This window comes from Pseudoduganella sp. UC29_106 (genome assembly GCF_044055365.1).
Lineage (GTDB): Bacteria > Pseudomonadota > Gammaproteobacteria > Burkholderiales > Burkholderiaceae_D > Rugamonas.
Window position 1 is genome coordinate 4495310 of sequence record NZ_CP171977.1, and the last position, 23550, is coordinate 4518859.

Here is a 23550-nt window from a genome sequence, read left to right on the forward strand (position 1 = left end):
TTACTTCGACTTCGATTTCTTGATATGGTCTTCCAGCTCGGCAAAGCTCGGGCGTTCTGTCGAGTACAGCACCTTGCGGCCGAATTCCACGGCCAGCGCCGGCGCATAGCCGTTCAGGCTGGCCAGCAGCGTCACTTTCACGCATTGGAACATCTTGGTCGACTCTTCCAGCTTCTGCTCCAGCAGGCTGGCCAGCGGGCCGACAAAGCCGTATGCCAGCAGAATACCGAGGAAGGTGCCGACCAGCGCGTGCGCGATCAGCATGCCCAGCTCGGACGGCGGAATGCCCACCGATTCCATGGTGTGCACCACGCCCATCACCGCCGCCACGATACCGAAAGCCGGCAAGCCGTCGCCCAGCTTGGCGATGCAGTGTGCCGGCACATGGCCTTCCTGGTGGTGGGTGTCGATTTCATTGTCCATCAGGTTCTCGATCTGAAAGGCATCCATATTCCCCGACACCATCAGGCGCAGGTAATCGGTCATGAACTCGACGATATGGTGGTCTTCCAGCACGGCCGGGTATTTGCTGAATAACGGACTTTCCTCCGGCTTGTCGATATCGCCTTCGATCGACATCAGGCCCTCCTTGCGCACCTTGGACAGCACATCGAAGAGCAGCGACATCAGCTCCATGTACAGGTCCTTGGTATAGCGCGAGCCCTTGAACAGGGTCGGAATCGCCGCGAGAGTCGCCTTGATGGATTTGCCGTTATTCCCGACGAAGAAGGCGCCGGCTGCGGCGCCGCCAATCATCAGAAGTTCCAACGGCTGGAACAGCGCTGCGAGGTGTCCCCCACTCAGCGCAAAGCCCCCGAACACGGAGGCCATGACAACGACATAACCAATGATGACTAACAAGCGTCCCGACTCCCTTATAAATATCCGCTAAAAGCAACAATGTTCCACAGCGGAACTACAATAGCGTGACAATCGCTCTCAGGCAAGTAAAACGCGCCTAAAACTGCCAGCAGAACAAGAGTGGGCCACCCTCTGTGGTATGGATGGTCTTGACGGATTGTCCAGCGGGGATCTCGAACTCGTAACTGACTAGCAAACTGCCAGCCCGCATTTCCCGCCGCGCCTTGTCCCACAGCCCCGGCATGGCAGCCGGAGACAGGTAGGCGAACACCAGGTCGTAGGCGCCGAAATCGAGATCTTCATAATCGCCGCGCATGAAGTGTGCCCGACTGCCGGAGATCGCGGCGCGCAGCCGGGACACCAGCCAGGGCAGCGGCGCCAGCTCGATGCCCGTCACTTCCGCGCGCGGCCGGGCAGCCGCCAGGTGCATGGCCATACCACCCAGCCCACTGCCGATATCGATGACTTTCAGCTCGCGGTCGCGCGGCAGCAACTCCTCCACCGCGCGCCATACGCTTTCATTGGAGGGGTAATACGGGACCTGGGTGCGGAAGGTCGACCAGTACACGGCCAGAAAACCGAGGAACACTACTAAATAAAGTGTGGGCGGCAGCCGCAGCGCGCTGGCGGCCAGCACGGCGACGGGAAACAGCAACTGGATGGGACGCCACCAGCGGGCCAGGCCCAGCTTCCATGTGATGAGCATGGCAAGCAGGCCCTGGATCAGGGCCGCGCTGAAGATGGTGGGTTCGGCGCCGAGCGTGTCGAGCGCAATGGCGAGCGTGGCGGTGAGGGGCAGCGCGCCCAGCTGGATCAGCAGGGCCTTGACGGCGGGCGCGCGCAGCAGGCGGGGCGCGATCGGCGCGGGGCGCACGCTCAGGCGGCGGCCGTCTCGGCTTCCTTGGCCTTGCGGGTCTTGCCGGCGCGGGAAGGCATGTGGCACAGGCCGCAGCGGTAGTCGCGGTTCAGGTCCATGCCGTCGACCACGAACTTGCCCTGGCAGCACTTGCAGGGTTTCAGCTCCAGCATGCGGTTGCTGGTGAAACGGACCAGGGTCCAGGCGCGGGTCAGCGACAGCAGCGGCTCTTCGCCCGGCTCCGGCGGCATTTGCTCCAGGTAGAGCTGGTAAGCCTTCATCACGGCCTGGATGCCGCTGGCGCCGGCATGCTCGACCAGGAAGTTATGGATGTTCAGGAACAGCGAGGAATGAATGTTCGGCTGCCAGGTCAGGAACCAGTCGGTCGAAAACGGCAGCATGCCCTTCGGCGGCGACACCCCTTTCAGTTCCTTGTACAGCTTCAGCAGGCGCTCGCGGGACAGCGACACTTCGTTCTCCAGCAACTGCAGGCGCGCACCCAGGTTGATCAGCTCGATAGCCAGCTGGATCTCTTGTGCTTCGCTTACTACGCTCTTTTTGCTCATTTTTCTCTGCTCCGCAATTTTTATCCAGCGCCGCCGGCTCCTCCGGCACGGCGGATCAATGATCCGCCCTACAGCCCTTCGGGCCTCAAACCGATGATTCCCCGTGCGGCGTAGGGCGGATCATTGATCCGCCGCTGTGCCGCCGTCGGCTTACGCGATCTCTTCGACGCCCTGCCCCGCCATCAAAATCGCCGCATGCGACTGCGCCAGCGAACGATCCTTGTTGTAATTGGTCAGCATGCCCAGGATCGCGCTGTCATCGAAGCGGAAGCGCGCCAGCATCATATTGCCGCCAGCCAGCTTGAGGATCTGCGCATTGCTCATGCCTTCGATCAGATCGGCGATGTCGGCCGAGATACCCAGACGGAAAATTGCGGTGACCTTGTCCGCGCGGATCATCTGCTGAGCCAGCATCAGGTAGCTCAGGTTCGCGTCGCGGATTTCAGCCATCATGTCGTTTGCGGTCATGTCCATCTCCAGGGGTAGGTTCTATCTTGAAAGCAATTTGATTGCTGTTGAGATACATTTTGCAGGAGACGCCCAGATGCACAAAGAGGTAACACTCTGTATTTTGGGTCGGAATAGCGACGGGACGCCGTGTCAGACTTTGTCTGACAAGCGCCGGGTGACAGGGGCTAGACCCCAGTGTTCATGCGGGTTTGCGAGATGTTCAGGCACACCGGAAAGCCAGCAGCCTGAGGTAAAAACGCGATATCGCAACGATGCTTTTTTGCGACATCTGAGCTGTTATCGGCAGGGTTTTGAGGAACTTTAGGGTTCCATGCAAAAAATTTTAAGTTTTTTTGCTCCCTTTCGAACTATCGAACAGCAAGCCTTTTACCGGCTATCTGAGATGGGTTACGGCTGAGTTTCGGGGAACTTTAGGGTTCGGGCAAAAATTTTTTCAAATTCTTTCAAATATTTCCGACCCTCCCCGGCCACTCGTCCGGCCACAAGGCAAAAAGTTGCTACACTCTCACTTTCTTTAGGCTTCAAGGAAATCATGATCTCCCGTACCGAATGCCTCGCACGCGACGCTGCAGACCCGCTGGCCGCGCTGCGCGAACAGTTCGACCTGCCCGCCGGCGTGATTTATCTGGATGGCAACTCCCTCGGCGCCCGCCCCAAGGCCGCGCTGACCCGCGCCACCGAAGTCATCACGAAGGAATGGGGCAAAGACCTGATCACCAGCTGGAACACGGCCGGCTGGTTCGCCATGCCGAAACGCCTGGGCGATAAGCTGGCGCCCCTGGTCGGCGCGGCGCCGGGCGAAGTCGTTGTCACGGACACTACCTCGATCAACCTGTTCAAGGCTCTCGCCGCCGCCCTCCAGATGCAGGCCGGCTCCGGCCGCCGCACCATCGTCACCGAGCGCAGCAACTTCCCCACTGATATATATATGGCACAGGGCTTGTCGTCCTGGCTCGACCAGGGCTACCAGGTCAAGCTGGTGGACAGCCCGGCCGACCTGCCGGCCGCCATCGGCGCCGATACGGCCGTCCTCATGCTGACCCATGTGAACTACCGCACCGGCTACCAGCACGACATGGCCACCGTCAGCGCCCTCGCCCACCAGCATGGCGCCCTGGCGCTGTGGGACCTGTGCCACTCCGCCGGCGCCGTGCCGGTGGACCTGCAGCGCGACGGCGCCGACCTGGCCGTCGGCTGCACCTATAAATACCTGAACGGCGGTCCCGGCTCGCCGGCCTTCATCTGGGTGCCCAAGCGCCACCAGGCCGCCTTTGCCCACCCGCTGTCCGGCTGGTGGGGCCACGCCAATCCCTTCGCCATGGCGCCCGACTTCGCGCCCACTGAAGGCATCGGCCGCGCCCTGTGCGGCACCCAGCCCATCGCCTCGCTGGCCATGGTCGAATGCGGACTGGACGTATTTGAGCAGACCACCATGTCCGCCATCCGCGAAAAATCGCTGGCCCTGACAGACCTGTTCATCGCCCTCGTCGAAAGCCGCTGCGCCAGCCACCCGCTGGGCCTGGTCACGCCGCGCCACCATGCACAGCGCGGCAGCCAGGTCAGCTTCACCCACCCGCACGGCTATGCCGTGATGCAGGCCCTGATCGCGCGCGGCGTTATCGGCGACTACCGCGAGCCGGAGATCATGCGCTTCGGCTTCACCCCGCTCTACACCAGCTTTGCCGACGTGTGGGATGCTGTCGAAATCCTGAAGCAGATCCTGGACGACAAAGCCTACGATATTGCCGCCGAGCGCGGCGCTGTAACCTGAACCACCATGACCGAACCTAAAAAACCCGGCGCCGAATGGCATGGCGCCCAGATGGACTTCAGCAAGTCCATGAGCTATGGCGACTACCTGGGCCTGGAGCAGATCCTCAATGCCCAGCACCCGCTCTCGCCCAACCACAACGAAATGCTGTTCATCGTGCAGCACCAGACCAGCGAATTGTGGATGAAACTGATGCTGCACGAGCTGCACGCCGTGTGCGACCATATCCGCCGCGACGACCTGCCGCCCGCCTTCAAGATGCTGGCTCGCGTGGCCCGCATCATGGACCAGCTGGTGCACGCCTGGGATGTGCTGGCGACCATGACCCCGCCCGAGTACACGGCCATCCGTCCCTATCTCGGCGCCTCGTCCGGCTTCCAGTCGCACCAGTACCGCGAGATCGAATTCATCCTCGGGAACAAGAACGCCAATATGCTGGCGGTCCACGAACACACGCCGACGCACGCCTTGCTGGACGCCGCCCTGCGCGCGCCCTCGCTGTACGACGAAGCAATCCGCCTGCTGGCGCGCAAGGGACTGAAGATCGATGCAGCGCGCCTGGACGGCGACTGGACCCAGCCCACCACCGCCAATGAATCGGTGAAGGAAGCCTGGCTCGAGGTCTACCGCGACACCGAACACCACTGGGCGCTGTACGAACTGGCCGAAAAGCTGGTGGACCTGGAAACGGCCTTCCGCTTCTGGCGCTTCCGCCATGTGACCACGGTCGAACGCATCATCGGCTTCAAGACGGGCACCGGCGGCACTGCGGGCGTCAGCTATCTGCGCAAGATGCTGGACGTGGTACTCTTCCCCGAACTGTTCGCCCTGAGGACCGCCCTGTGAAAATACGGATTGCCCTTCTCGCTGCCGCCAGCCTGCTCGCCTCGTCCGCCTTCGCGCGCGACGACCGGCCCGGCATCTTCGATTACTACGCCCTGTCCCTGAGCTGGTCGCCTGAATACTGCGCCAGCCGCGACGATCCCGTGCAGTGCGCCGATGGCCGCCAGCTTGGCTTTGTGCTGCATGGACTGTGGCCGCAGTTCGAGAAGGGCTATCCGGATTCCTGCTCGCGCGCCAAGCTGCCGCCGTCTGTGCGCGAACGCTATGCGGACATGTACCCGGCGCCCAAGCTGATCGGCCACGAATGGCAAAAGCACGGCACCTGCTCCGGCCTGTCGCCGGAAGCCTACCTGGCGCTTTCATCCAAGCTGAAGGAAGGCCTGAAGATCCCCGCCGCCTTCCAGCGTCCGCCGCAACCCGTGCGCGTGACACCGGGCGAATTCGAGCAATCCTTCAAGCAGGCCAACCTCTGGCTGGCCAAGGACTCCGTGCTGCCCTACTGCACCGGCGGCGGACGCTTCCTGCGCGAAGTCCACGTCTGCTACAGCAAGGACGGCGCCTCGCGCAGTTGCGCCACCGATGAAATCAAGCGCTCGCAAAAAAGCTGCGGCCAGGCATCCTTCCTCCTTAAAAACGTGAAATGACGACTATCGTCACCACCTTGGCGCTAAGGCATTCAGATCATCAATACCGGACGGATTGGGACAGTACGTCTCGCGCTATCGCATTTCGGACGGCTGTTCCTTCATGATGGCGACATGATCAGCCGATGCCGCTTTCATTGCATCGCTCTCGAATTTATAAGTTCGCGAGCCGGCCAAAGTATCGCACTCACATAGCCAGTTGGTTGTTCGCCGGTTTCCAATCCAGTCGGCGGGTATTCATTCAGGTGCGGGCGACAGTATGTGCCGAACAGCAGGTCAAAGACGGGGAACAAGGCTGCGAAATTCTGATCCGTAGTGCTCCGGCAGCACTGAGTGATGTAGGCGGTGGTATTGGGGCGAATTTAGCAAGAACGAAAGGCGCCCAAACCCAACGCGGACGTTCATATGAAGGAACACGTTGTAGTAGCTCAGTACGACATATGCGCCAAGAATCTCTGGTGGCGCCTTGAACAACAGTCCCACAACCATATAGATCGAAAGCATTTTGATGCCGTGCTCGGCCCAGTAATGGCGACTCGTGGTTGAAGCATTCAACGTGATGTCGCTATGGTGGAGTGAGTGCATGGACCAGAGAGCTGGAATTCGGTGTTGAGCCCTGTGAAAAAGATACTCCATCAGATCTACCGTTAAGACATAAAAGACGAAGGCTAGCCAGAATTCCGCCCCGGAAGCTGGAAGCTTTATCCAACCGCCGCCGACAGCATTCACGGCGGCGACAGTAACGATCGAAAGTGCGGAACCATCAGCGACTGAATCGACAAATAAATCGCTGTGTAGCCGAGATTGAACCTGCTGGCAGAAAACGTCTGCTTTTGGGCTGGTGCCAAGCGCTCCAGGATCAGGCCTGCAATGACGACAGTCAGGAAAATCGCGATAGTGATCACAGTAGTTGTAACGTCCATTTTCGTTCCCTCTCACTTGTTTCCGTAGCTTATATCTATTTCCCACGGAAACAAGACTTTCCGCGCACTGTGGCATTTATGAGAGGGTGCGCTTTTGCAAGTGACGTCCCGACACCGATATGCGTCGGATGCTCGCGAAGGCGGCCAAGCGCCACTACATCACGGCATTGTGTTTGTTGGCTTACAGGTCACAGAACGCTCAACGCGGTGGGGCATATCAACTGCGGCTTGGCCCCGTGTCCTTCGCCAGATCGCGACCAGTTACCCATAAGCCTCTATCTCGCCCGCAATGCAAACTTCCTGGTCGTATCGTGCGCATGGCTGCGGCCGCACGGCGCGACAATGAGGCGCCTCTCGTTTCTTGAAAGGAGCCTGTGATGAAACCTGTGTTTGCCAAAGGCCTGCTTGCATTGGCCCTCGGCGCAGCTTGCGGGGCAGCCCTGGCCGCCCCAACCACCTACAGCGCCACCCTGAGCGGTGCCGCTGAAGCCACTCCGAATGCCTCGCCCGGCACGGGCGCTGTCATCGTGACTTATGACATGGGCGCGCATAGCATGCACGTGCAGAGCATTTTCGCCCTCCTGCAAGGAGAATCGGCAGCAGCCCATATCCATTGCTGCACGACCGATCCTGGCACCGGGGCGGCCGGTGTATCCACCATGATTCCGACCTTCACCGACTTCCCGACGGCCGTGCACTTCGGTACCTATGACCACACTTTCGACACCTCGCTGGCTTCCTTCTGGAATCCTGCCTTCATCACGGCCAATGGCGGCACCACCTCCGGCGCGGAGGCAGCCCTGCTGGCGGGATTGAATGGCGGCAGCGCCTACTTCAATATCCACAGCAGCGCATATCCGGGGGGTGAAATCCGCGGCTTCCTGCTGGCCCCTGTGCCGGAGCCCGGCATGGCAGGCATGCTGTTGTTGGGCATCCCCGCCGTACTGGCTATCGGACGGCGCCGCTCGAAGAAGCAAGCTTAGCCAGCTTGTCCGGGTTGCGGATGACGTAGAAGCCCGTGATACGCTCGCCGTCCGTCTCCAGGCATTGGATGGACTCCAGCTTGCTGCCAATGTAGCGCAGCAAGCCGGGTTGTCCGTTGAGCAGCACCAGCTCGTAGCGGGTCTTGCCCGACTTCGAGAACTTGGCATAAAGCTCGGCGATCATATCCGGATCGCGTACGATGTAGGGGTAGGATGGCACTTTGCCGCCGCCGTCGCCGACGAACTGCATATCGTCAGAGATGAAGGCACGGATCGCGTCCTGCTGGCCGCTATGGGCGGCCGCCACAAAGCGCTGCAGGATGTTGCGATGGTCTTCGCGCCTGACCTCGAAGCGCACCTTCTCCTGCTGCACCCTTTCACTGGCCCGGCTCACCATCTGCCGGCACGCCGCCTCGCTCTTGCCCAGCATTTCAGCCACTTCCGCGTATTCGTAGTCGAACACCTGGCGCATCAGGAAGGCGGCGCGCTCCTCGGGCGACAGGCGCTCCAGCACCCACATGAAGGCCATCGACAGGTCGCTAGCCATCTCCGCCTGCGACTCGGGCGTGTGCTCATCCATTTCAACGATGGGCTCGGGCAGCCAGAAGCCCGAATAGGCTTCGCGCTCCGCCTTCAGCGCGCGCAGGCGGTCGATGGCAAGGCGGGTGGTCACGGTCACCAGCCACGCTTCGACGGATAGCACGCCGGTGCGGTCGCTGCCATGCCAGCGCAGCCACGCATCCTGCACGATATCTTCGGCATCGGCCCGCACGCCGAGCATACGGTAGGCGATGGAAAACAGCCGCTTGCGGTGAGCGGCAAATACTTCTGCGTCGGTCTGGCTCATTTACTTGCTTCCAGGGTGGTCGATTGCGCCACCCTGGTCAGTACCTCGCGCAACTCGCGCAAGCGGGGTGGCTTGCTGAGTACATAGTCTACGTTAACCGGCAACTCTCCGCTGTCGGGGATCAATCGCTGGCCCCAGCCGGTCAGCAGGATGATGGGCGTGGCCGGCGACAGCGCCTTGATGGTCTCGGCCACGCGGCGTCCATCCACATAAGGCATGCCGAGATCCGTGAACACGGCGGTAAAGGCCGGCCCGCCTTCTACCGATGCCTTGAAGGCCTCGATGCCGGCCTGGCCGCCGTCGGCCGCCGTCACCTCGTGCCCGTCGCGCAGCAGGATGGCGCGCAGCGAGGCCAGCACGGTGGGGTCGTCGTCCACGATCAGCAGACGCATGCGCATCAGCGGCGCGGCAGCCGCGGGCGGTGGCGCATCCTCGGCCGGCTGGTCAGCTACCGGGAAGCTGATGCGCACCGTCGTGCCCTGCCCCAGCTTCGAATCGACGGCAATGGTCCCGCTATGCCGTTCGACCATGCCGCATACCGTGGCCAGGCCCAGGCCCGTGCCGCGATCGCCCTTGGTGGTGAAGAAGGGATCGAGGCAGCGCTTCAGCGTGGCTTCGTCCATGCCGACGCCGCTGTCGCTCACTTCCAGCACCACGTGGCCATTGGCATGGCGGGTGCGAACGGTGAGTTCGCCGCCTTCCGGCATCGCGTCCACGCCGTTGAAAATCAGGTTGGTCAGCGCTTCGCGAATTTCGCCCTCGGCGCCCAGCAGCGGCGGCAGGCGTTCGGCCAGCTCCTGGCGCAATTCGATCACCACGCCGCGCTGCTGCGGCATATCGCTCCAGCGCGCGCGGGTCAGGTCCACCACCTGCGGCACCAGGGTGTTGAGGCTGACGGAGCCCAGCGACAGTTCCGGCTCGCGCTGGCGGTACAGCTCGCGCATGCGCGCCACGGTGGCCGCCACATCGTCGATGGCGCGCGCGATCACGCGCAGGCAGTTGCGGCCATCATTGCTCAGGGCCGGCTCCGTTTCCAGCAGCGATTCCGTGTACAGGGCCACCGGCGAGATGGCGTTGTTGATGTCATGCGCGATGCCGCTGGCCATCTGGCCCAGCGCCCGCAGGCGTTCCTGCTTGGTCACCGATTGCTGGGTCTCGTGCAGCTCGTTATAGGCGCGCTGCAGGTCCGCGTACAGGCGCGCCTGGTTGGCCGCCAGCGCTACGTGCTCGCTCAGCTGGCGCAGGAATTCGCACTCGCCGCTGCTGAAGCTGTTGGGCGCTCGCCGCGCCACGATCAGCACGCCGAACACGGTGCTCTCGGCCAGCAGCGGCGCCAGCACCAGGGCATTCAGGCCGCCGCGCGCCAGCCGCTTCGGGAAGGGATAGGGCACCTCGCTGATGTCGGGCTCGTAGACCAGCTGGCCGCGCACGCAGCGCGACAGGCCGTTTTCGTCAATGGGAATGCGGGACTGCTCGCGCATCGCGAACTCGGTGGACAGCATCTCGCTGGCCAAGCCTACGCTGCTCACGGTCAGCTCATTATCCCGGTACAGGCACACGCAGCCGAAATCCACCGGCAGCTGGTCTTCCAGGCTACGCACCACCACCTGGAAAATGCTGCGCAAATCCTGGCGGTCGCCGATCGAGCGCGTGATCTGGTGCAGCAGCGACATGCGCGCCAGCTGCGACTGCACCTTCAGCTCGGCCTCCTTGCGCACCGTCACTTCATCCTGCAACGCCTTGTTGGCCTGCCCCAGCTCATCGCGCGACACGGTCGTCTGGCGCAGTTTTTCCGTCATGCTGTCGAAGGCGCGCGCCAGGTCGCCTACTTCATCGCCGCCCTTCAGGTTGAGGGCGAAATCCAGCTTGCCGGCGCCGACCAGCTCCGTGCCGTGGCGCAGCCGCTCCAGCGGACGCGCCACGCTGCGTATCGTCATGTACAGCGCGCCCAGCACGGCGAGTGTCAGCAACAGGCCGAGCGTTCCTGCCGCGATATTGGCGCGGTGCTGGGCCGCCAGCGCCCCTTCCCGGCTGCGCGCGGCCAGGTCCTCGGCGTCGCTGATCATGGCCTGCGCCTTGTTCATGATCTGCCCATGCAGCCTTCCTTCCAGCCGCCTCAGGATTTCCACGCGATCTGGCGTCGCGCGCAAGTCTTCCTGCAGCTGCAGGGCATCGGTAAAGTACTTGTGCAGGTGCGGCAGCTGCTGGCGCAAGCCGAGGTAGATGCCCGCTTCGGGGCCATCACGGAATTCCTCGTCGTTCGCCAGCAGGGCCGCCAGCGATTCCTTGCGCAACACCCATTGCGTGCGGGTGCGCGCTTCATGGCCCAGCGCATACTCCATCGCCAGGTAGCGCAGCGAGACGACGGCGCGCAGGATCTCGCCCGCCTTTTCGTTGCGTGTGAGTTCATGGCGCATCTGTGCCGTAGTCACCAGCAGCAGCACGCCAACGGCGGCAGCTACCACAATGCACAGCAGTTGCGCCATTTTCAGGCGGGTGATGATTCTCACGTTGCCCTTTCAGTGGATGATCGTGACGGAAGAAGGCGCCACGGCGCTCAGGCCGTCCAGGTAAATGTATTCCAGGAAGTTGGGCATCTGGTCGCTGGCCGCCATGCGGTTGCGGATCGCCCAGCGCGCGCGGTCTTCCAGCGCCAGCACCAGGCCCTGGTCCAGTTCAATTTCAAAGTGGTAGGAGGGCCAGGCCGCCAGCACGGCTTCCTTGGTCTGCTTCGCCGTGGCAGCCAGCAGCGGCTGCATCACTTCGGGATTGTCGCGGCAGTAGCGGTTGCCGCTCATCAGGGCGCGCAGCACACGGCGCACCGTTTCCGGATGGGCCAGCACATACTGCTGCATGCCCACTATGTTGTAGATGCTTTCATAGACATCCTCGCCGGAAAAGCTCACGGCATTGTCCCCCAAATGGCTGCGGATCTCGCCGAGGAAGGGCTCCCAGCTTGCCACCGCGTCCACCTCGCCCTTGTACAGCGCCTCGGGCAGGGCTTCCGGCTTGTAGTTGACGATGGTGATGTCGTTGGCGGACAGGCGCTGCCAGTTCAGGAACACGTCCAGCGTGAAATGGGCGGAAGTGCCTTGCGTAACGCCCACCCGCTTGCCTTTCAGGCTGGCAGGCCCCGTGATTCCGCGGTCGCGCCGCCCCACCAGGCCGTGGTCTTTCTCGGTGCGGAACAGCGTGGCCACCACGCGCACCGGCGTGCCGGCGACGGCGGCGAACATCACGGGAATGTCGGCCACCGTTCCCAGGTCCGCGCGGTTTTCCAGCACGGCCTGCATCGATGACTTGCCGCTGGAGTGCGGCTGCACCACCACGGTCAGGTTCTCGTCCGCGAAATAGCCCTGGCGCTGCGCCGCCACCACGCCGCACACCCCCACGTATTCCGTGTTCACGGCAATCACCAGTTTTTCCAGCGGCAGCGCCTTCGATGGGCTGCGCTGGCTGACCACATAGGCCGCACCCAGCAGCAGGACGAGCAGCACTGCGGCGATGGCAAATTTACTACGCATGTTCGGCCTCCGTAACGCTGTTCGAATGCAGGCCGAGTTCGACCCAGAACGTGCTGCCCTGTCCCGGTATACTCTCCACGCCGATCTCGCCCTGCATGGCTTCCACCACGCGCTTGGTCAGCGTCAGGCCCAGGCCCGTGCCTTCTTCGCCGCTATCCTCGCGGCCGAGGCGGTTGAAGGGCTGAAAGATCGCCTGCAGCTGTTCGCGATCCAGGCCCGGGCCCGTGTCCTGCACGGACACGCGTACCCGGTTCCTTCCCGCGCGCCGGCAGTCCAGCACCACCTTGCCGTGCTCGCGGTTGTACTTGATGGCGTTGGACAGGAGATTGATCAGCACCTGCACCAGCCGCGTCTTGTCGGCAAAGACATTCAAGTCCGTCTTGCAGCGGAATTCGAGGGAGATGCCGCGCCCTTCCGCCTGCGGAGTGACCATCATGTGGCATTCCTGCACCACCCCCGCCAGCGGCACGCTCTCCATCGCCAGGATGATCTTGCCCGCTTCGACCTTCGCCAGGTCGAGGATTTCGTTGATCAGTTTGAGCAGGTGCTTGCCCGACTGGACGATGTGGCCCGCGAACTTGCGCTTCTCTTCCGGCGAAGCGGGCAGCGTGTCCGATGCGAGGATCTGCGCGAAGCCAAGAATGCCGTTCAGCGGCGTGCGCAGCTCGTGGCTCATATTCGAAAGGAAGTGCGACTTTTCCGCATTCGCGTGATCGGCCTCCGCCCGCGCCTGCACCAGGTCGCGGTTGATGGCCGCCAGCTCCGCCACGTGCTGGCGTAGCTGCTGTTCCAGTTCCGCGTTCTGCTGGCGCAGCTCGCGCGTGGCCAGTGCACGCGCCAGCGTAGGCAGCAGGCCGGACGGCTTGAAAGGCTTGACGATGTAATCCAGCGCACCGCTCTGCATGGCGCGCACGGCCGAAGCAATGCTGCCCTCGCCCGTCATGATGATGCAGGCCAGGTCTGGGTCTATCTCCCGTGCTTCCTCGACCAGTGCGATGCCATCGATGCCGGGCATGTTCAGGTCTGCCAGCAGGATATCGAAGCGCTCCCTGCGCAGCCTGCCCAATGCGGCTTCGCCCGAGGCGAAACCCACGGTATCGTATTTGTACTGGCGCAGAATGTCGCACAAGGCCCCCATATGGGCGGCCTGGTCGTCGACGATCAGGATACGGGCTTGGTTTCCGTCTACCGTCATGCAAGTCCTCGCGGCGGCGATACCTTGCGACGATTATGCCGCCTGATTCCGGCGGGAATACTCACACAATCTAACGGTTGGAACAAAAAGTATCAGTTGTGTGACTTACAGGGAGAGCCGATAGGCTCTGCGCAACAGAAAGAGGTAAACCTTCCCTGCTGAACGACTTGCTGCGGCTGATCTGGCGCCGAGCAAGCCGTCCAGCCGCTTAGGCGTTCAGCAGCATCCACCAGCGTACCGCTCTCGGCCGGCATGGCCCGGTCGAACATGTGCGAACAGTCCTTGAACTTGGCGCTGGCCGCATCTTCATACTTCAGACGGGTGACCAGCAGTTGCCAGACAACTCATGCTCGTCCGCCAGGAGGCAAGCCGGCGAATTGGGGAATCCCCAAATAATTTCACGGCCACCTAAACCTACCGATAGATCAAAGTCCAATTCCAAATTTTCTCTGATGCGCGTCCGGCGCTTCCAGAACCTGGAATTTATCTACTTGCCTGACCTTATGGTAGGCACTTATTTCTGGCACCAGCGGTGCGAAGTATGCCACGAAGTCGAATACGGGAATGCCGCGCTCATCCGTTTCAACCAGCAGCAAGCGGGGAGGCTGTTTCCGAAAGTCCGTCACAAAGGATCTCTCAATCCATTTTCGGGCCTTCAGATTGTCGTCTAGGGCAACGGCGCCTAAGATGGTCATGGTCGGAAAACGCGACGATGTTCCGATGCCGGGTAAGGTAACCAACGGAAATGATGCTTCGAAATTTGAAAACACGATCACAGGGCCGCCGCCCATTTCCCGAATGACCGGTGCCAGCAGAGCTGGGTAAGGATTAATTTTCTCGCCCTTCCGGAAGGCGCCCAGCAAATTCCAGGACGCTAACGCTGCAACTAATACAGTAATAATCAACGGCACTGCAGCGCCGCGGTGTGCCACCGCCTTGCTCACCGCCAAACCGAACAGAATCCAACCCAATGCCATTGCGGGAATCCAATGATAGGACCAGCCCTTATGCTGCAAAATTGCTGCCAGTGCGAAACCCAATACTGCGAATGAGATTACGCAAGCCACGGGCCTGGACTTCGTCCGGACAAACCAGGTGATGGCCAGCAGAATTGCAACGCAATAAAACTGTGGCAAAGCCACAAATCCTAGCCAAGGTTCCGAGTTACGCCAGTATGAACCAGCCAGTAGCTGCAGCATATTGAAGTATTCCGGCGCAAGCCAATGGACCGACGCCGCGTAACATACCAACAAAGTCATTGCTACCACCACGCCAGTACCGGGCATCCTCCGAGTCATCGAGATTATTGCGCCCTCTACCAGGAGCGGCACCAACAGGAAGTGGGGCTTGATCGCGACGCCGATTACGGCCAGCAGCGCAACCGCAACATGCTCTACCATACTGCCCCTTTTGCCACTCAAGCGACATGCAGCTTCGGCCAAGTAAGGCAGCACACTTAGGTAAGCGATGTGTTCGCGCTGTCCAAACTCATAACCTGGAAGGACCACCACCGTGTAAATGCCAATCGCCAGCCAAGCCCAGACGTCATTCTTGTCCAGGGTGCGGCACAGGATGGCGCCCGACCAAGCCACGGACACCAATCCCAGCGTCGCAATCATCAGCCGAAAAACAGTCGCGTCGGCTACGCCAAGATGCTGCGCCAGCCAGGCGCACGGCATGTTCAGCCAGATAATCAGTGGCGGATTCACTTCAGGGAAGTCCACGTACAGCGTGGCACCTTTAGCCACTCGGCCTGCGACAAAACAGGAGGTAAGACACATCGTGGTTCATGGTTGTAGCAAACACAGACCAGATTCCAGCTGCCAGCGAGACGAGCAGCAATAACTGCGGCAGCCACCGGCTAGCGGCCGTACGGTCGTCCACCATGCTCAAGTCTCCTTTTCGATGACGAATCGGGGGCGGCGCTTGGTTTCCAGATAGGCCTTTGCCACATATTCGCCGACCACACCGATACTAAGCAATTGAGCGCCGCCCAGGAAATACACTGGTATGACGGAGGACGCCCAGCCGGGAATAACCGAATCGAGCACCAACTTACCATACAGAACCCAGCCAACCATGGCGAAACTGAACAGCCAAGTCAAGATGCCGAAAAATGTAATGAACCGAAGCGGCGCGATACTGAACGACGTTACACCAGTCACTGCCAATGCCACCATACGGCGTAAGGGGTACTTGGTTTCACCGGCAAACGCGCGCGGCGCGCTCGTAGTACACCACAGCGCTACGAAAACCAAGCAGAGGAATCACTGCGCGCAGGAACATATTGACCTCTGTGTATTGCCGCAGTTCGCAGATTGCCCGCTTGCTGAGCAACCGGTAATCAGCATGATCGTAGACGATTTCGACACCCAGCAACTCGAGCAGGCGATAGTAGCCGCGAGCGGTGCTGCGTTTGAAGGCACTGTCGGTGGCCCGTGACTGTCGTACGCCGTAAACGATGTCACAGCCTTTGGCGTGATGGTCAAGCATGGCTTCCATCACGTTTGGATCATCTTGCAAGTCAGCATCGATGGATACGATGACGTCAGCGTGGGCAGTGAAAAGTCCCGCCAGCAGCGCATTCTGGTGACCACTGTTGCGCGCCAACTTGATCCCGTGCACGCGTGGGTCAGCGATTGCCGCCGCCTCAATCAGCAGCCAGGTCTGATCACGGCTGCCATCATCCACGAAATACAAGCGGCTTCCTGGCCCGGCTTTGCCAGCCAATTGGAGGCGATCTAGCAGTTCAAGCAGTTGCCTTGCCGTTTCCGGAAACACCTCCTCTTCGTTGAAGCATGGTACTACCACGGCCAGATCGCTCATGACATTCTCGCTCCACGGAATACAAAAAAACGTTGCGCAAAATAGGACAGAAGCACCATCAACGGCAGATTAATCGCGCCAGCCAGATATGGGCCGAAACCCACATCTAGTAACACGGTAAGTATTGCCACGTTCAGCCCATACAGCGCCGCCCAGAGCGCTAGATAACGGAGAAAGCGATCACGGCTGGTCTGTCGAAACACGAGCGCCGAGTGAGTCGTATAGCTGAAGATAATGCCCAATGCCAGCGAGCCGAGACTGGCAAAAACGTAATTCAGACCAACTGCCAACAGCAAGCAGTACAAACCGTAGCTGGCTGCGGTGTTCAACACACCGACCAAACAAAATCGAACCCACCGCAATGACCACCACCGCCTAATTGAACGAGCCGATCCTTTCGTGGCGTGGCTATGCGTCATCGGAATCTCACTTCAACACAAGGCGATAGAAGACCAGCCTAAGCAACCCATTCACCCTTGCCATTAGCGCGCCTGTCCACCGATCCATCACCGTTGCACCAACGTGACTCGATTCCATCATGCGGCCAATAAAGCGTTGATATTCCCCCGCTTGTCGCGTGCCTATTGCGACGCTCCAGGATTGTCGCGATATTCGGAAAGAAACTAACGATTCCGACAGATAGTAAGCATCACCATTTGCAAGCAAGCGCCACCAGTAATCAAGATCAATCACGTAAGGCTCACTCGCATTAAAACTTCCCACCCGCATAGCAAGGTCGCGCCTAAATAGCACGCCTCCGGGCTCCCCCAAGAGATTGGTGCCACGGCGCACGCAGCTACGAAGTATGCGACGGGCTGAAAGTGTTCCCTCCTGCGCACCAGGATAGCCTCGTGTCATTATGGGTGTACCGTCATTACCGACAATCGTGCGTGCGCAGAAGACTAGCGCTACGCTCAAGGCGCTGTCGGTTTCAAGAACGTCCACCTGACGTGCAAGGCAAGCAGGCGCCAGCACGTCATCCTGTGGAAGCAACTTGAAATAGCGTCCCCGTGCCTCGGCCAAGCATCGATTCCAATTCTCTTGTGCGCCTAGATTATGCTGGTTCCGCAGAAACCGGATACGAGGATCGCTGTAGCCGGCCACAACCTGCGCCGTGTCATCTGATGAACAGTCATCAACAATTAGGAGCTCAAAGTCGGTAAAGGTTTGCGACAAAACGGAATCCACCGCTTGTCTGAGATAAGTCGCGCCATTGTAGGTCGGAATGCAGACAGAGACGATCAAGACAGATTCTCCTTCGCATCAGCACAATAGGTGTAGCCAAGTCTAACCTGAACGACAAGAAAAGGAAGCGTAAGGCCAGGTTCTGACGCCCGCTTTTCAGCCGCGGCCGGGCTGCCGCAAAACGACACACAAGATCATGCTGTCGTTATATAGATCGCTACGCAGCTTGCCTAACGCGCGCGCGGCGATGTACATCTGCGCCAAACGCTTGAAGACGCTCGGCCAGCGCGCTACGCAGCGGCGCGCAAAGCCGTTCAGCCACGAATCACGAAATACGATCGCCCCATCAGCCCCAAAGGTTTGCGGCTTGCTCGCGACGGCAGGCCGCCGGCGGACGCCAAAATAGTGGTGAAAATCCACGAAGCGGACCTCCATTCCGGCTTGCCATGCCATGCGCCTCAGTGATGTTTTGGAAAACCACCAGAAATGCACTGGCGCCGGATCAGTGTGCCAAGCATAGCGCCGCGAGTATAGTTCCATATCGGGCGTGGTCAGGACCACGCTGCCTCCGGGTTTCAGGAGCCGCTGCATATGGCCCAGCATTGCTTGAGGATCTGGCACGTGCTCGATCAGTTCGGTGGCAATAACGACATCGTAACCTTCACCGACCGATTCCATGCTCGCCAAGTCGCGAACTGAATAAAATTCGCCGAACTCTCTCCGCGCCGCTGCAACCGCTTCGCTGGAAATATCAATGCCGTCGCATTGATAGCCTGCCCGATTCAGAGCATAGGTCAGATAGCCCAGACCAGAACCGACTTCCAAAATGCGCAGGCTCTCCCGTGACTGCGCCGCCAACACATGTGCGATGGACCAATAGATATCCTCGCGCTGAGCAAGGTAACTCAAAGGATTGCTGGCCTGCGTCAGTTGGTGGCGATAGCGCGCGTAGCGATCATAGCCAGGAACTTGAGCAGCGTTACGATAGATCAGATCGTAGACCTGCGAGTCCACCTGCATAGGTGCGGCGAAGCGCGTGTCGCAATTCACGCAATGGAAAATGTTAAAGGTGGTCGGCGCCTTGAAGCCCCAATGGTCGCGCAACACCAGATCGGACGCTGCACCACACAAGCCGCACACCTCTGTTTGTAGGTTTGCTTCGTTCACGAGCACGAGCCCTCGCTAGGTAATTAGGCATTTATAGTTGCCGATACTACACCCAGCGAATTGACTCGTGCAATGTCCTGCCGTATTACTTCGACAACAGCATCTCGTTGAGGCGCTTGACGAAGGCAGCCGGATCGGCCAGCGTGCCGCCCTCGGCCAGCATGGCCTGGTCAAACAGGATGTGCGACCAATCCTTGAACTTCGCGCCGGCCGCGTCTTCGTACTTCAGGCGCGTGACCAGTGGGTGGTTCGGGTTGATTTCGAGGATGGGCTTGGACTCCGGCGCGCTCTGGCCTGCGGCTTTCAGCATGCGCAGCAGGTTGCCGGACAGCTCGTGCTCGTCCGCCACCAGGCAGGCCGGCGAATCGGTCAGGCGGAAGGTCACGCGCACTTCCTTGGCCTTGTCGCCCAGCGCTTCCTTCATCTTCACGACCAGGTCCTTGTACTCGGTCTCGGTTTCCTCGTGCTGCTTCTTCTCGGCCTCGTCTTCCAGCTGGCCCAGGTCCAGGCCGCCCTTGGCGACGGAAACCAGTTCCTTGCCTTCGAACTCAGTGAAGAAGGACAGCATCCATTCGTCCACGCGGTCCGTCAGCAGCAACACTTCCACACCCTTCTTGCGGAAGATTTCCAGGTGGGGCGAGTTCTTCGCAGCCGTGTAGCTGTCGGCGGTCACGTAGTAAATCTTGTCCTGACCTTCCTTCATGCGGCTCACATAGTCGGCCAGCGACACGGTCTGGTCGGCATTGTCGCCATTGGTGGAAGCGAAGCGCAGCAGCTTGGCCAGGCGGTCCTTGTTGGCGAAGTCCTCGCCCACGCCTTCCTTCAGCACCTGGCCGAATTCGTTCCAGAAGGTGGTGTACTTGTCCTTCTTGTCCTGCTCGTCCGAGTTCGCCAGTTCTTCCAGCATGCCGATCACGCGCTTGGTCGAGCCTTCGCGGATGGCTTTCACGTCACGCGATTCCTGCAGTATTTCACGCGACACGTTCAGCGGCAGGTCGGCCGAATCGATCACGCCTTTCACGAAGCGCAGATAAGTCGGCATCAGCTGCTCGGCATCGTCCATGATGAACACGCGTTTCACGTACAGCTTGATGCCGCCGCGCTTGTTGCGGTCCCACAGGTCAAACGGCGCCTTGGCCGGGATGTACAGCAGCTGGGTGTATTCGCTACGCCCTTCCACGCGGTTGTGGGTATGGGTCAGCGGCGCTGCGAAGTCGTGCGACACGTGCTTGTAGAACTCTTCGTACTGCTCCTGCGTGATGTCGTTCTTGCTGCGGGCCCACAGAGCGCTGGCCTGGTTGATAGTTTCCAGCTCGTCCTTCAGGACATTTTCCTTCTTTTCCTCGTCCCACTCTTCCTTCTGCATCTGGATTGGCAGCGAGATGTGGTCGGAGTATTTGCGAATGATGGATTTCAGCTTCCAGCCGGACAGCAGCTCATCCTCGCCCTCGCGCAGATGCAGGATGATATCCGTGCCGCGGTTCGGCTTCTCGATATCCTCGACGGTGTAATCGCCCTCACCGCCCGACTCCCAGCGCGCGCCCTGCCCGGCTTCCAAGCCGGCACGGCGCGATTCCACGGTGATCCTGTCGGCCACGATGAAGCCGGAGTAGAAGCCCACGCCGAACTGGCCAATCAGGGCTGCGTCTTTCTGCTGGTCGCCGGACAGGCGGCCGAAGAATTCCTTGGTGCCCGACTTGGCGATCGTACCCAGGTGGGCGATGGCCTCATCGCGGCTCATGCCGATGCCGTTGTCGGAAATAGTGATCGTACGCGCAGCCTTGTCGAAGCTGACCTTGATTTTTAACTCGTGATCGTTGCCATACAGTGCGTCGTTGTTGATTGCTTCGAAGCGTAGCTTGTCCGCCGCGTCGGAGGCATTCGAAATCAGCTCGCGCAGGAAGATCTCCTTGTTCGAATACAAGGAATGGATCATCAGTTGCAGCAGTTGCTTGACTTCGGCCTGGAAGCCCAGAGTTTCTTTGTGGTCAGCCATCTTTACTCCATAGTCTTATAAAAATGCCAGCGTGACTGGCGCTTGGACTGCCAGATAGGGGCAACTTGCAGGTTTTCAAGGGTGCAGTCTTAGTTACAAAAAAACAACCTATCGTGTTGACATTTAATAAATTCCACGCTTAAACTCAGTCATACAGGCGTCATTACAACAGGTAGTTCAGCCGGGTGCGAGCGTGGATAACGACAAGGACACTTCTGATGCCTCTATGGTCAGGTGGATGCGGCTGGTTTTGGCCATCGCATGCCTGCTGACACTGATGATCGATCCGGAGGTCGTCGGCCGCCGTAGCACGGCATCGATGTTCGTTTTTATCGCTTATACGGCGCAGAGCCTGCTTTTGCTCGTGCTGGCGAGCCGCTCCATCTACGTGCACGCCAAGGTCGTGTCCTGGCTGGATGTGTGCTGGTTCACCCTGATGACGTATTTCACGGGCGGCGACAGCAGCTTCTTCTACCTTCTGTTCTTCTTCGCCGTGCTCACATCCTCCTTCAGCCACGGCCATGAAGAAGGCGCCCGCATTACCCTGGTTTCGGCCGCAGCCGTGGCCCTGACCTCGCTGACCACTCAATCGGACATCGACATGGCGCGAGTGATGCTGCGCGCCACGTTTCTATTGGCCCTTGGCTATATGATTGCGCACTGGGGCGGCCTCGCGATGATACAGCGCCAGCGCCTGGAGCTGATGCATGCCGTCAGCCAGCTCGCCAATCCCCGCTTCGGCGTGGACCGCACTATTGCCAGCGTGCTGGATCACACGCGCCGCTTCTACCATGCCGAAAGCTGCATCCTCCTGATGCAGGATAATGGCGCCGAAAGCTGGAGCCTGCGCACAGCCAACGCCGACAGCGCCACCCGCCCAGTCCATCCCAGCATTCTCAGTGCCGATGCCGCCGCCCCCCTGCTGGTGGGCCAGGCCGACGACATCCTGCTGCTGCGCCAGCGCTTCCGAGGCTGGCTGAGCCGGGCGCCGCAACTGAGCGCCTTCAGCGCCGCCACGCAGCGCTGGAGCGTGCGCGATCCCGCGCCGGGGCAGGCACTGGCCGACCTGCTCGATGCCTCCTCCCTGGTTGCCGTACCGCTCCCGCTGCGGCGAGGCAGCGGCCGGCTGTACGTGATCTCCCAGCACCATCAGTTCAGCAAATCCGAGGCTATTTTTCTGCAACGCATCGCCGCCCAGGCCTTCCCCGTGATCGAGAACATCGAACTGCTGGACCGCATGGCTTCCGAAGCTGTGCTGCGCGAGCGCGAACGCATTGCGCGCGACTTGCATGACACCACAATCCAGCCATACATCGGCCTGCGCCACGGCGTCAGCGCGATACGCAAGCGGGCCGAACCCGGCAACCCATTGAACGGGGATCTTGATAACCTTATCGACATGACGCAGCAAGTCATTCGCGATCTGCGCAACTACGCCAGGAGCCTGCGCGGCGGCCTGGAAATGAAGGAGCCGGAATTGCTGATTGCGCTGCGCCGGCAAGCCTCACAGATGCGGCAATTCTACGACGTCCACATCGCAGTTGATACGCAAGGTGAATTGAACATGAGCGACCGCCTGGCAGCTGAAATTTTCCAGATCGTCAACGAGGGCATGAGCAATATCTGCAAGCACACCACGGCGCGCCACGGTTACATCGAACTGGCCTGCTCCGCTGGCCAGCTTTCTGTGCGCATAGAGAACGAATGCAATGGCCATCCAGTGCTAGACTTTACGCCGAGTTCCATCGCCGAGCGCGCTGCCGCCCTTGGAGGTGTAGCGCGAGTCCAGCAGGGACGGCACAGAACACTGCGGTGCAGATCGTCATTCCCGTGTAGGAGGCTCGTATGGCGCAAGCTATGAAGCGCATTCGCATCTTGCTGGTCGATGACCACAAAACCTTGCTCTGGGGTTTGAGCAAGCTGATTGAAAGCGACGCGGGCCACATGGTGGTGGCCGGCACGGCGCGCGATTGCGACGGCGCGCTCGAACTCGCTAGCGAATTGCAACCCGATGTCATCCTGCTGGATATCGACCTCGCTGGCTGCAGCTCCATCGATATCATTCCTGCCCTGACGCAAAAGAGCAGCGGCTCGCGCATCCTGATCCTTTCCGGCACGCGCGACCGCGACATGCTGGATACTGCCGTCATGCGCGGTGCGCGCGGCGTGGTCAGCAAGGATGAACCGGCCGAAGCCGTGCTGAAAGCGATCGAGAAAGTCCATGAAGGCGAACTATGGCTCGATGGCGTGGCCCGAGCCGCGTTTTCGATGCCATGCGCAATCCGCAGTCCTCGCGACGCCAGGACCCTGACCTGGACAAGATTGCCCAACTGACAGCCAAGGAACGCCGCATCTGCAACCTGATTGCGGGCGGCGGAGGCGCTGTCAATAAGGCGTTGGCACAGCAGCTGTTCATTTCCGAACACACGCTGCGCAATCACCTGACGCAGATTTACCACAAACTGGGCGTCAGCAATCGCCTGGACCTCTACGTTTTCGCCACCAAGCACCGTCGACCAGGCTGATCTCTAAAGGATTTCGCCTCGGCAGCTCCTCTTCACCCGTGACAATTGTCACGGATTCTCACAGTCAAATCGCGCACGGTGTCCTGAACACAAAAGGACGCCTGTCCGATGTGGCGCGCCTGTTGAGTCACTAAAGTGAACTCATCAGCACGGCAAACACTGTCGGCTGAGACTAAACCAGGCAAGGCCAACACAACCATGTCCGGAGCACAGAATGCGCAAGGATCAGCAACCAACTACCGACAGCAAGAATTTTCTTGAAGAAGAAGATGGCGGCTCGTTCTACGAATATGTGCTTGTAGCCTCACTGACAGTTGTCGTCGGAATCATCGTGCTTCTGGCGCTTGGAAAGAGCATGTGAAGCGGA

General features: G+C 60.3%; 24 protein-coding genes. 8 read left to right on the forward strand and 16 right to left on the reverse strand.

The window, feature by feature from the left end; translation table 11 throughout:
- The 4 genes from motA to flhD form a co-directional block, all read right to left on the reverse strand.
- Positions 1-861, reverse strand: a complete 861-nt coding sequence (gene motA / locus ACHMW6_RS22415; RefSeq protein ID WP_395400018.1) for a flagellar motor stator protein MotA — start codon at positions 859-861, stop codon at positions 1-3.
- 97 nt (positions 862-958) lie between these two features.
- A complete protein-coding gene (locus tag ACHMW6_RS22420) occupies positions 959-1804 on the reverse strand; it encodes a class I SAM-dependent methyltransferase (protein WP_395400020.1) in 846 nt (281 codons plus the stop codon).
- Positions 1738-2283, reverse strand: coding sequence for a flagellar transcriptional regulator FlhC (flhC, locus tag ACHMW6_RS22425; protein ID WP_395400022.1), 546 nt, complete (start codon positions 2281-2283; stop codon positions 1738-1740). The genes ACHMW6_RS22420 and flhC overlap by 67 nt, the downstream gene beginning before the upstream one ends.
- 150 nt (positions 2284-2433) lie before the next feature.
- Positions 2434-2751, reverse strand: coding sequence for a flagellar transcriptional regulator FlhD (gene flhD / locus ACHMW6_RS22430; protein WP_131144806.1), 318 nt, complete (start codon positions 2749-2751; stop codon positions 2434-2436).
- Positions 2752-3286: 535 nt separating this feature from the next.
- Between flhD and kynU the strand changes: the two genes are divergently transcribed.
- From kynU to ACHMW6_RS22445, 3 genes are read left to right on the forward strand one after another with little or no spacing between them, the layout of a single operon-like run.
- Positions 3287-4525 carry a kynureninase gene (gene kynU / locus ACHMW6_RS22435; RefSeq protein WP_395400025.1) on the forward strand — a complete coding sequence of 413 codons (1239 nt, stop codon included), beginning with the start codon at positions 3287-3289 and terminating at the stop codon, positions 4523-4525.
- A gap of 6 nt (positions 4526-4531) precedes the next feature.
- Positions 4532-5371: a tryptophan 2,3-dioxygenase gene (gene kynA, locus ACHMW6_RS22440; protein ID WP_395400027.1), complete on the forward strand. Its 840-nt coding sequence runs from the start codon at positions 4532-4534 to the stop codon at positions 5369-5371.
- Complete coding sequence (locus ACHMW6_RS22445) at positions 5368-6012, forward strand: ribonuclease (protein ID WP_395400029.1); 645 nt, start codon at positions 5368-5370, stop codon at positions 6010-6012. Before kynA ends, ACHMW6_RS22445 begins: the two co-directional genes overlap by 4 nt.
- A 276-nt stretch (positions 6013-6288) precedes the next feature.
- Here ACHMW6_RS22445 and ACHMW6_RS22450 read toward each other — a convergent pair whose 3' ends face one another.
- Entirely contained in the window at positions 6289-6951 is a 663-nt protein-coding gene (locus ACHMW6_RS22450; RefSeq protein ID WP_395400031.1) for a sterol desaturase family protein, read from the reverse strand.
- Between the two features lie 361 nt (positions 6952-7312).
- On the opposite strand from ACHMW6_RS22450, the gene ACHMW6_RS22455 reads away from it, so the two are divergent.
- Entirely contained in the window at positions 7313-7918 is a 606-nt protein-coding gene (locus ACHMW6_RS22455) for a CHRD domain-containing protein (protein WP_395400033.1), read from the forward strand.
- Here ACHMW6_RS22455 and sigJ read toward each other — a convergent pair.
- The 11 genes from sigJ to htpG all read right to left on the reverse strand — a co-directional run bounded on the left by sigJ (position 7884) and on the right by htpG (position 20658).
- Complete coding sequence (sigJ, locus tag ACHMW6_RS22460) at positions 7884-8765, reverse strand: RNA polymerase sigma factor SigJ (RefSeq protein ID WP_395400035.1); 882 nt, start codon at positions 8763-8765, stop codon at positions 7884-7886. The genes ACHMW6_RS22455 and sigJ overlap by 35 nt on opposite strands.
- Entirely contained in the window at positions 8762-11275 is a 2514-nt protein-coding gene (locus tag ACHMW6_RS22465) for an ATP-binding protein (protein WP_395400037.1), read from the reverse strand. Before ACHMW6_RS22465 ends, sigJ begins: the two co-directional genes overlap by 4 nt.
- Before the next feature lie 9 nt (positions 11276-11284).
- The gene (locus ACHMW6_RS22470; RefSeq protein WP_395400039.1) at positions 11285-12289 is read right to left on the reverse strand and encodes an ABC transporter substrate-binding protein; all 1005 of its coding nucleotides are present in this window, start codon (positions 12287-12289) and stop codon (positions 11285-11287) included.
- Positions 12282-13484, reverse strand: a complete 1203-nt coding sequence (locus ACHMW6_RS22475) for an ATP-binding protein (RefSeq protein WP_395400041.1) — start codon at positions 13482-13484, stop codon at positions 12282-12284. Before ACHMW6_RS22475 ends, ACHMW6_RS22470 begins: the two co-directional genes overlap by 8 nt.
- Before the next feature lie 425 nt (positions 13485-13909).
- A complete protein-coding gene (locus ACHMW6_RS22480) occupies positions 13910-15232 on the reverse strand; it encodes a hypothetical protein (RefSeq protein ID WP_395400043.1) in 1323 nt (440 codons plus the stop codon).
- A gap of 141 nt (positions 15233-15373) precedes the next feature.
- A complete protein-coding gene (locus ACHMW6_RS22485) occupies positions 15374-15649 on the reverse strand; it encodes a hypothetical protein (RefSeq protein ID WP_395400045.1) in 276 nt (91 codons plus the stop codon).
- Positions 15650-15686: 37 nt separating this feature from the next.
- Positions 15687-16310, reverse strand: a complete 624-nt coding sequence (locus tag ACHMW6_RS22490) for a glycosyltransferase family 2 protein (RefSeq protein ID WP_395400047.1) — start codon at positions 16308-16310, stop codon at positions 15687-15689.
- Positions 16307-16729, reverse strand: a complete 423-nt coding sequence (locus tag ACHMW6_RS22495; protein WP_395400049.1) for a GtrA family protein — start codon at positions 16727-16729, stop codon at positions 16307-16309. The genes ACHMW6_RS22490 and ACHMW6_RS22495 overlap by 4 nt, the downstream gene beginning before the upstream one ends.
- Before the next feature lie 7 nt (positions 16730-16736).
- On the reverse strand, positions 16737-17555 hold the full coding sequence (locus ACHMW6_RS22500; RefSeq protein WP_395400051.1) for a glycosyltransferase family 2 protein: 819 nt from the start codon (positions 17553-17555) through the stop codon (positions 16737-16739).
- Between the two features lie 96 nt (positions 17556-17651).
- Positions 17652-18662: a class I SAM-dependent methyltransferase gene (locus ACHMW6_RS22505; protein WP_395400053.1), complete on the reverse strand. Its 1011-nt coding sequence runs from the start codon at positions 18660-18662 to the stop codon at positions 17652-17654.
- An 85-nt stretch (positions 18663-18747) separates the two neighbouring features.
- Positions 18748-20658 carry a molecular chaperone HtpG gene (gene htpG, locus ACHMW6_RS22510; RefSeq protein ID WP_395400055.1) on the reverse strand — a complete coding sequence of 637 codons (1911 nt, stop codon included), beginning with the start codon at positions 20656-20658 and terminating at the stop codon, positions 18748-18750.
- Positions 20659-20896: 238 nt separating this feature from the next.
- Between htpG and ACHMW6_RS22515 the strand changes: the two genes are divergently transcribed.
- From ACHMW6_RS22515 to ACHMW6_RS22530, 4 genes are all read left to right on the forward strand, one after another.
- Positions 20897-22519: a sensor histidine kinase gene (locus tag ACHMW6_RS22515; protein ID WP_395400057.1), complete on the forward strand. Its 1623-nt coding sequence runs from the start codon at positions 20897-20899 to the stop codon at positions 22517-22519.
- The gene (locus ACHMW6_RS22520; protein WP_395400060.1) at positions 22504-22992 is read left to right on the forward strand and encodes a response regulator transcription factor; all 489 of its coding nucleotides are present in this window, start codon (positions 22504-22506) and stop codon (positions 22990-22992) included. The genes ACHMW6_RS22515 and ACHMW6_RS22520 overlap by 16 nt, the downstream gene beginning before the upstream one ends.
- Entirely contained in the window at positions 22932-23183 is a 252-nt protein-coding gene (locus tag ACHMW6_RS22525; RefSeq protein ID WP_395400062.1) for a response regulator transcription factor, read from the forward strand. Before ACHMW6_RS22520 ends, ACHMW6_RS22525 begins: the two co-directional genes overlap by 61 nt.
- Positions 23184-23397: 214 nt before the next feature.
- A complete protein-coding gene (locus tag ACHMW6_RS22530) occupies positions 23398-23544 on the forward strand; it encodes a hypothetical protein (RefSeq protein WP_395400064.1) in 147 nt (48 codons plus the stop codon).
- The last annotated feature ends 6 nt before the right edge of the window (positions 23545-23550 follow it).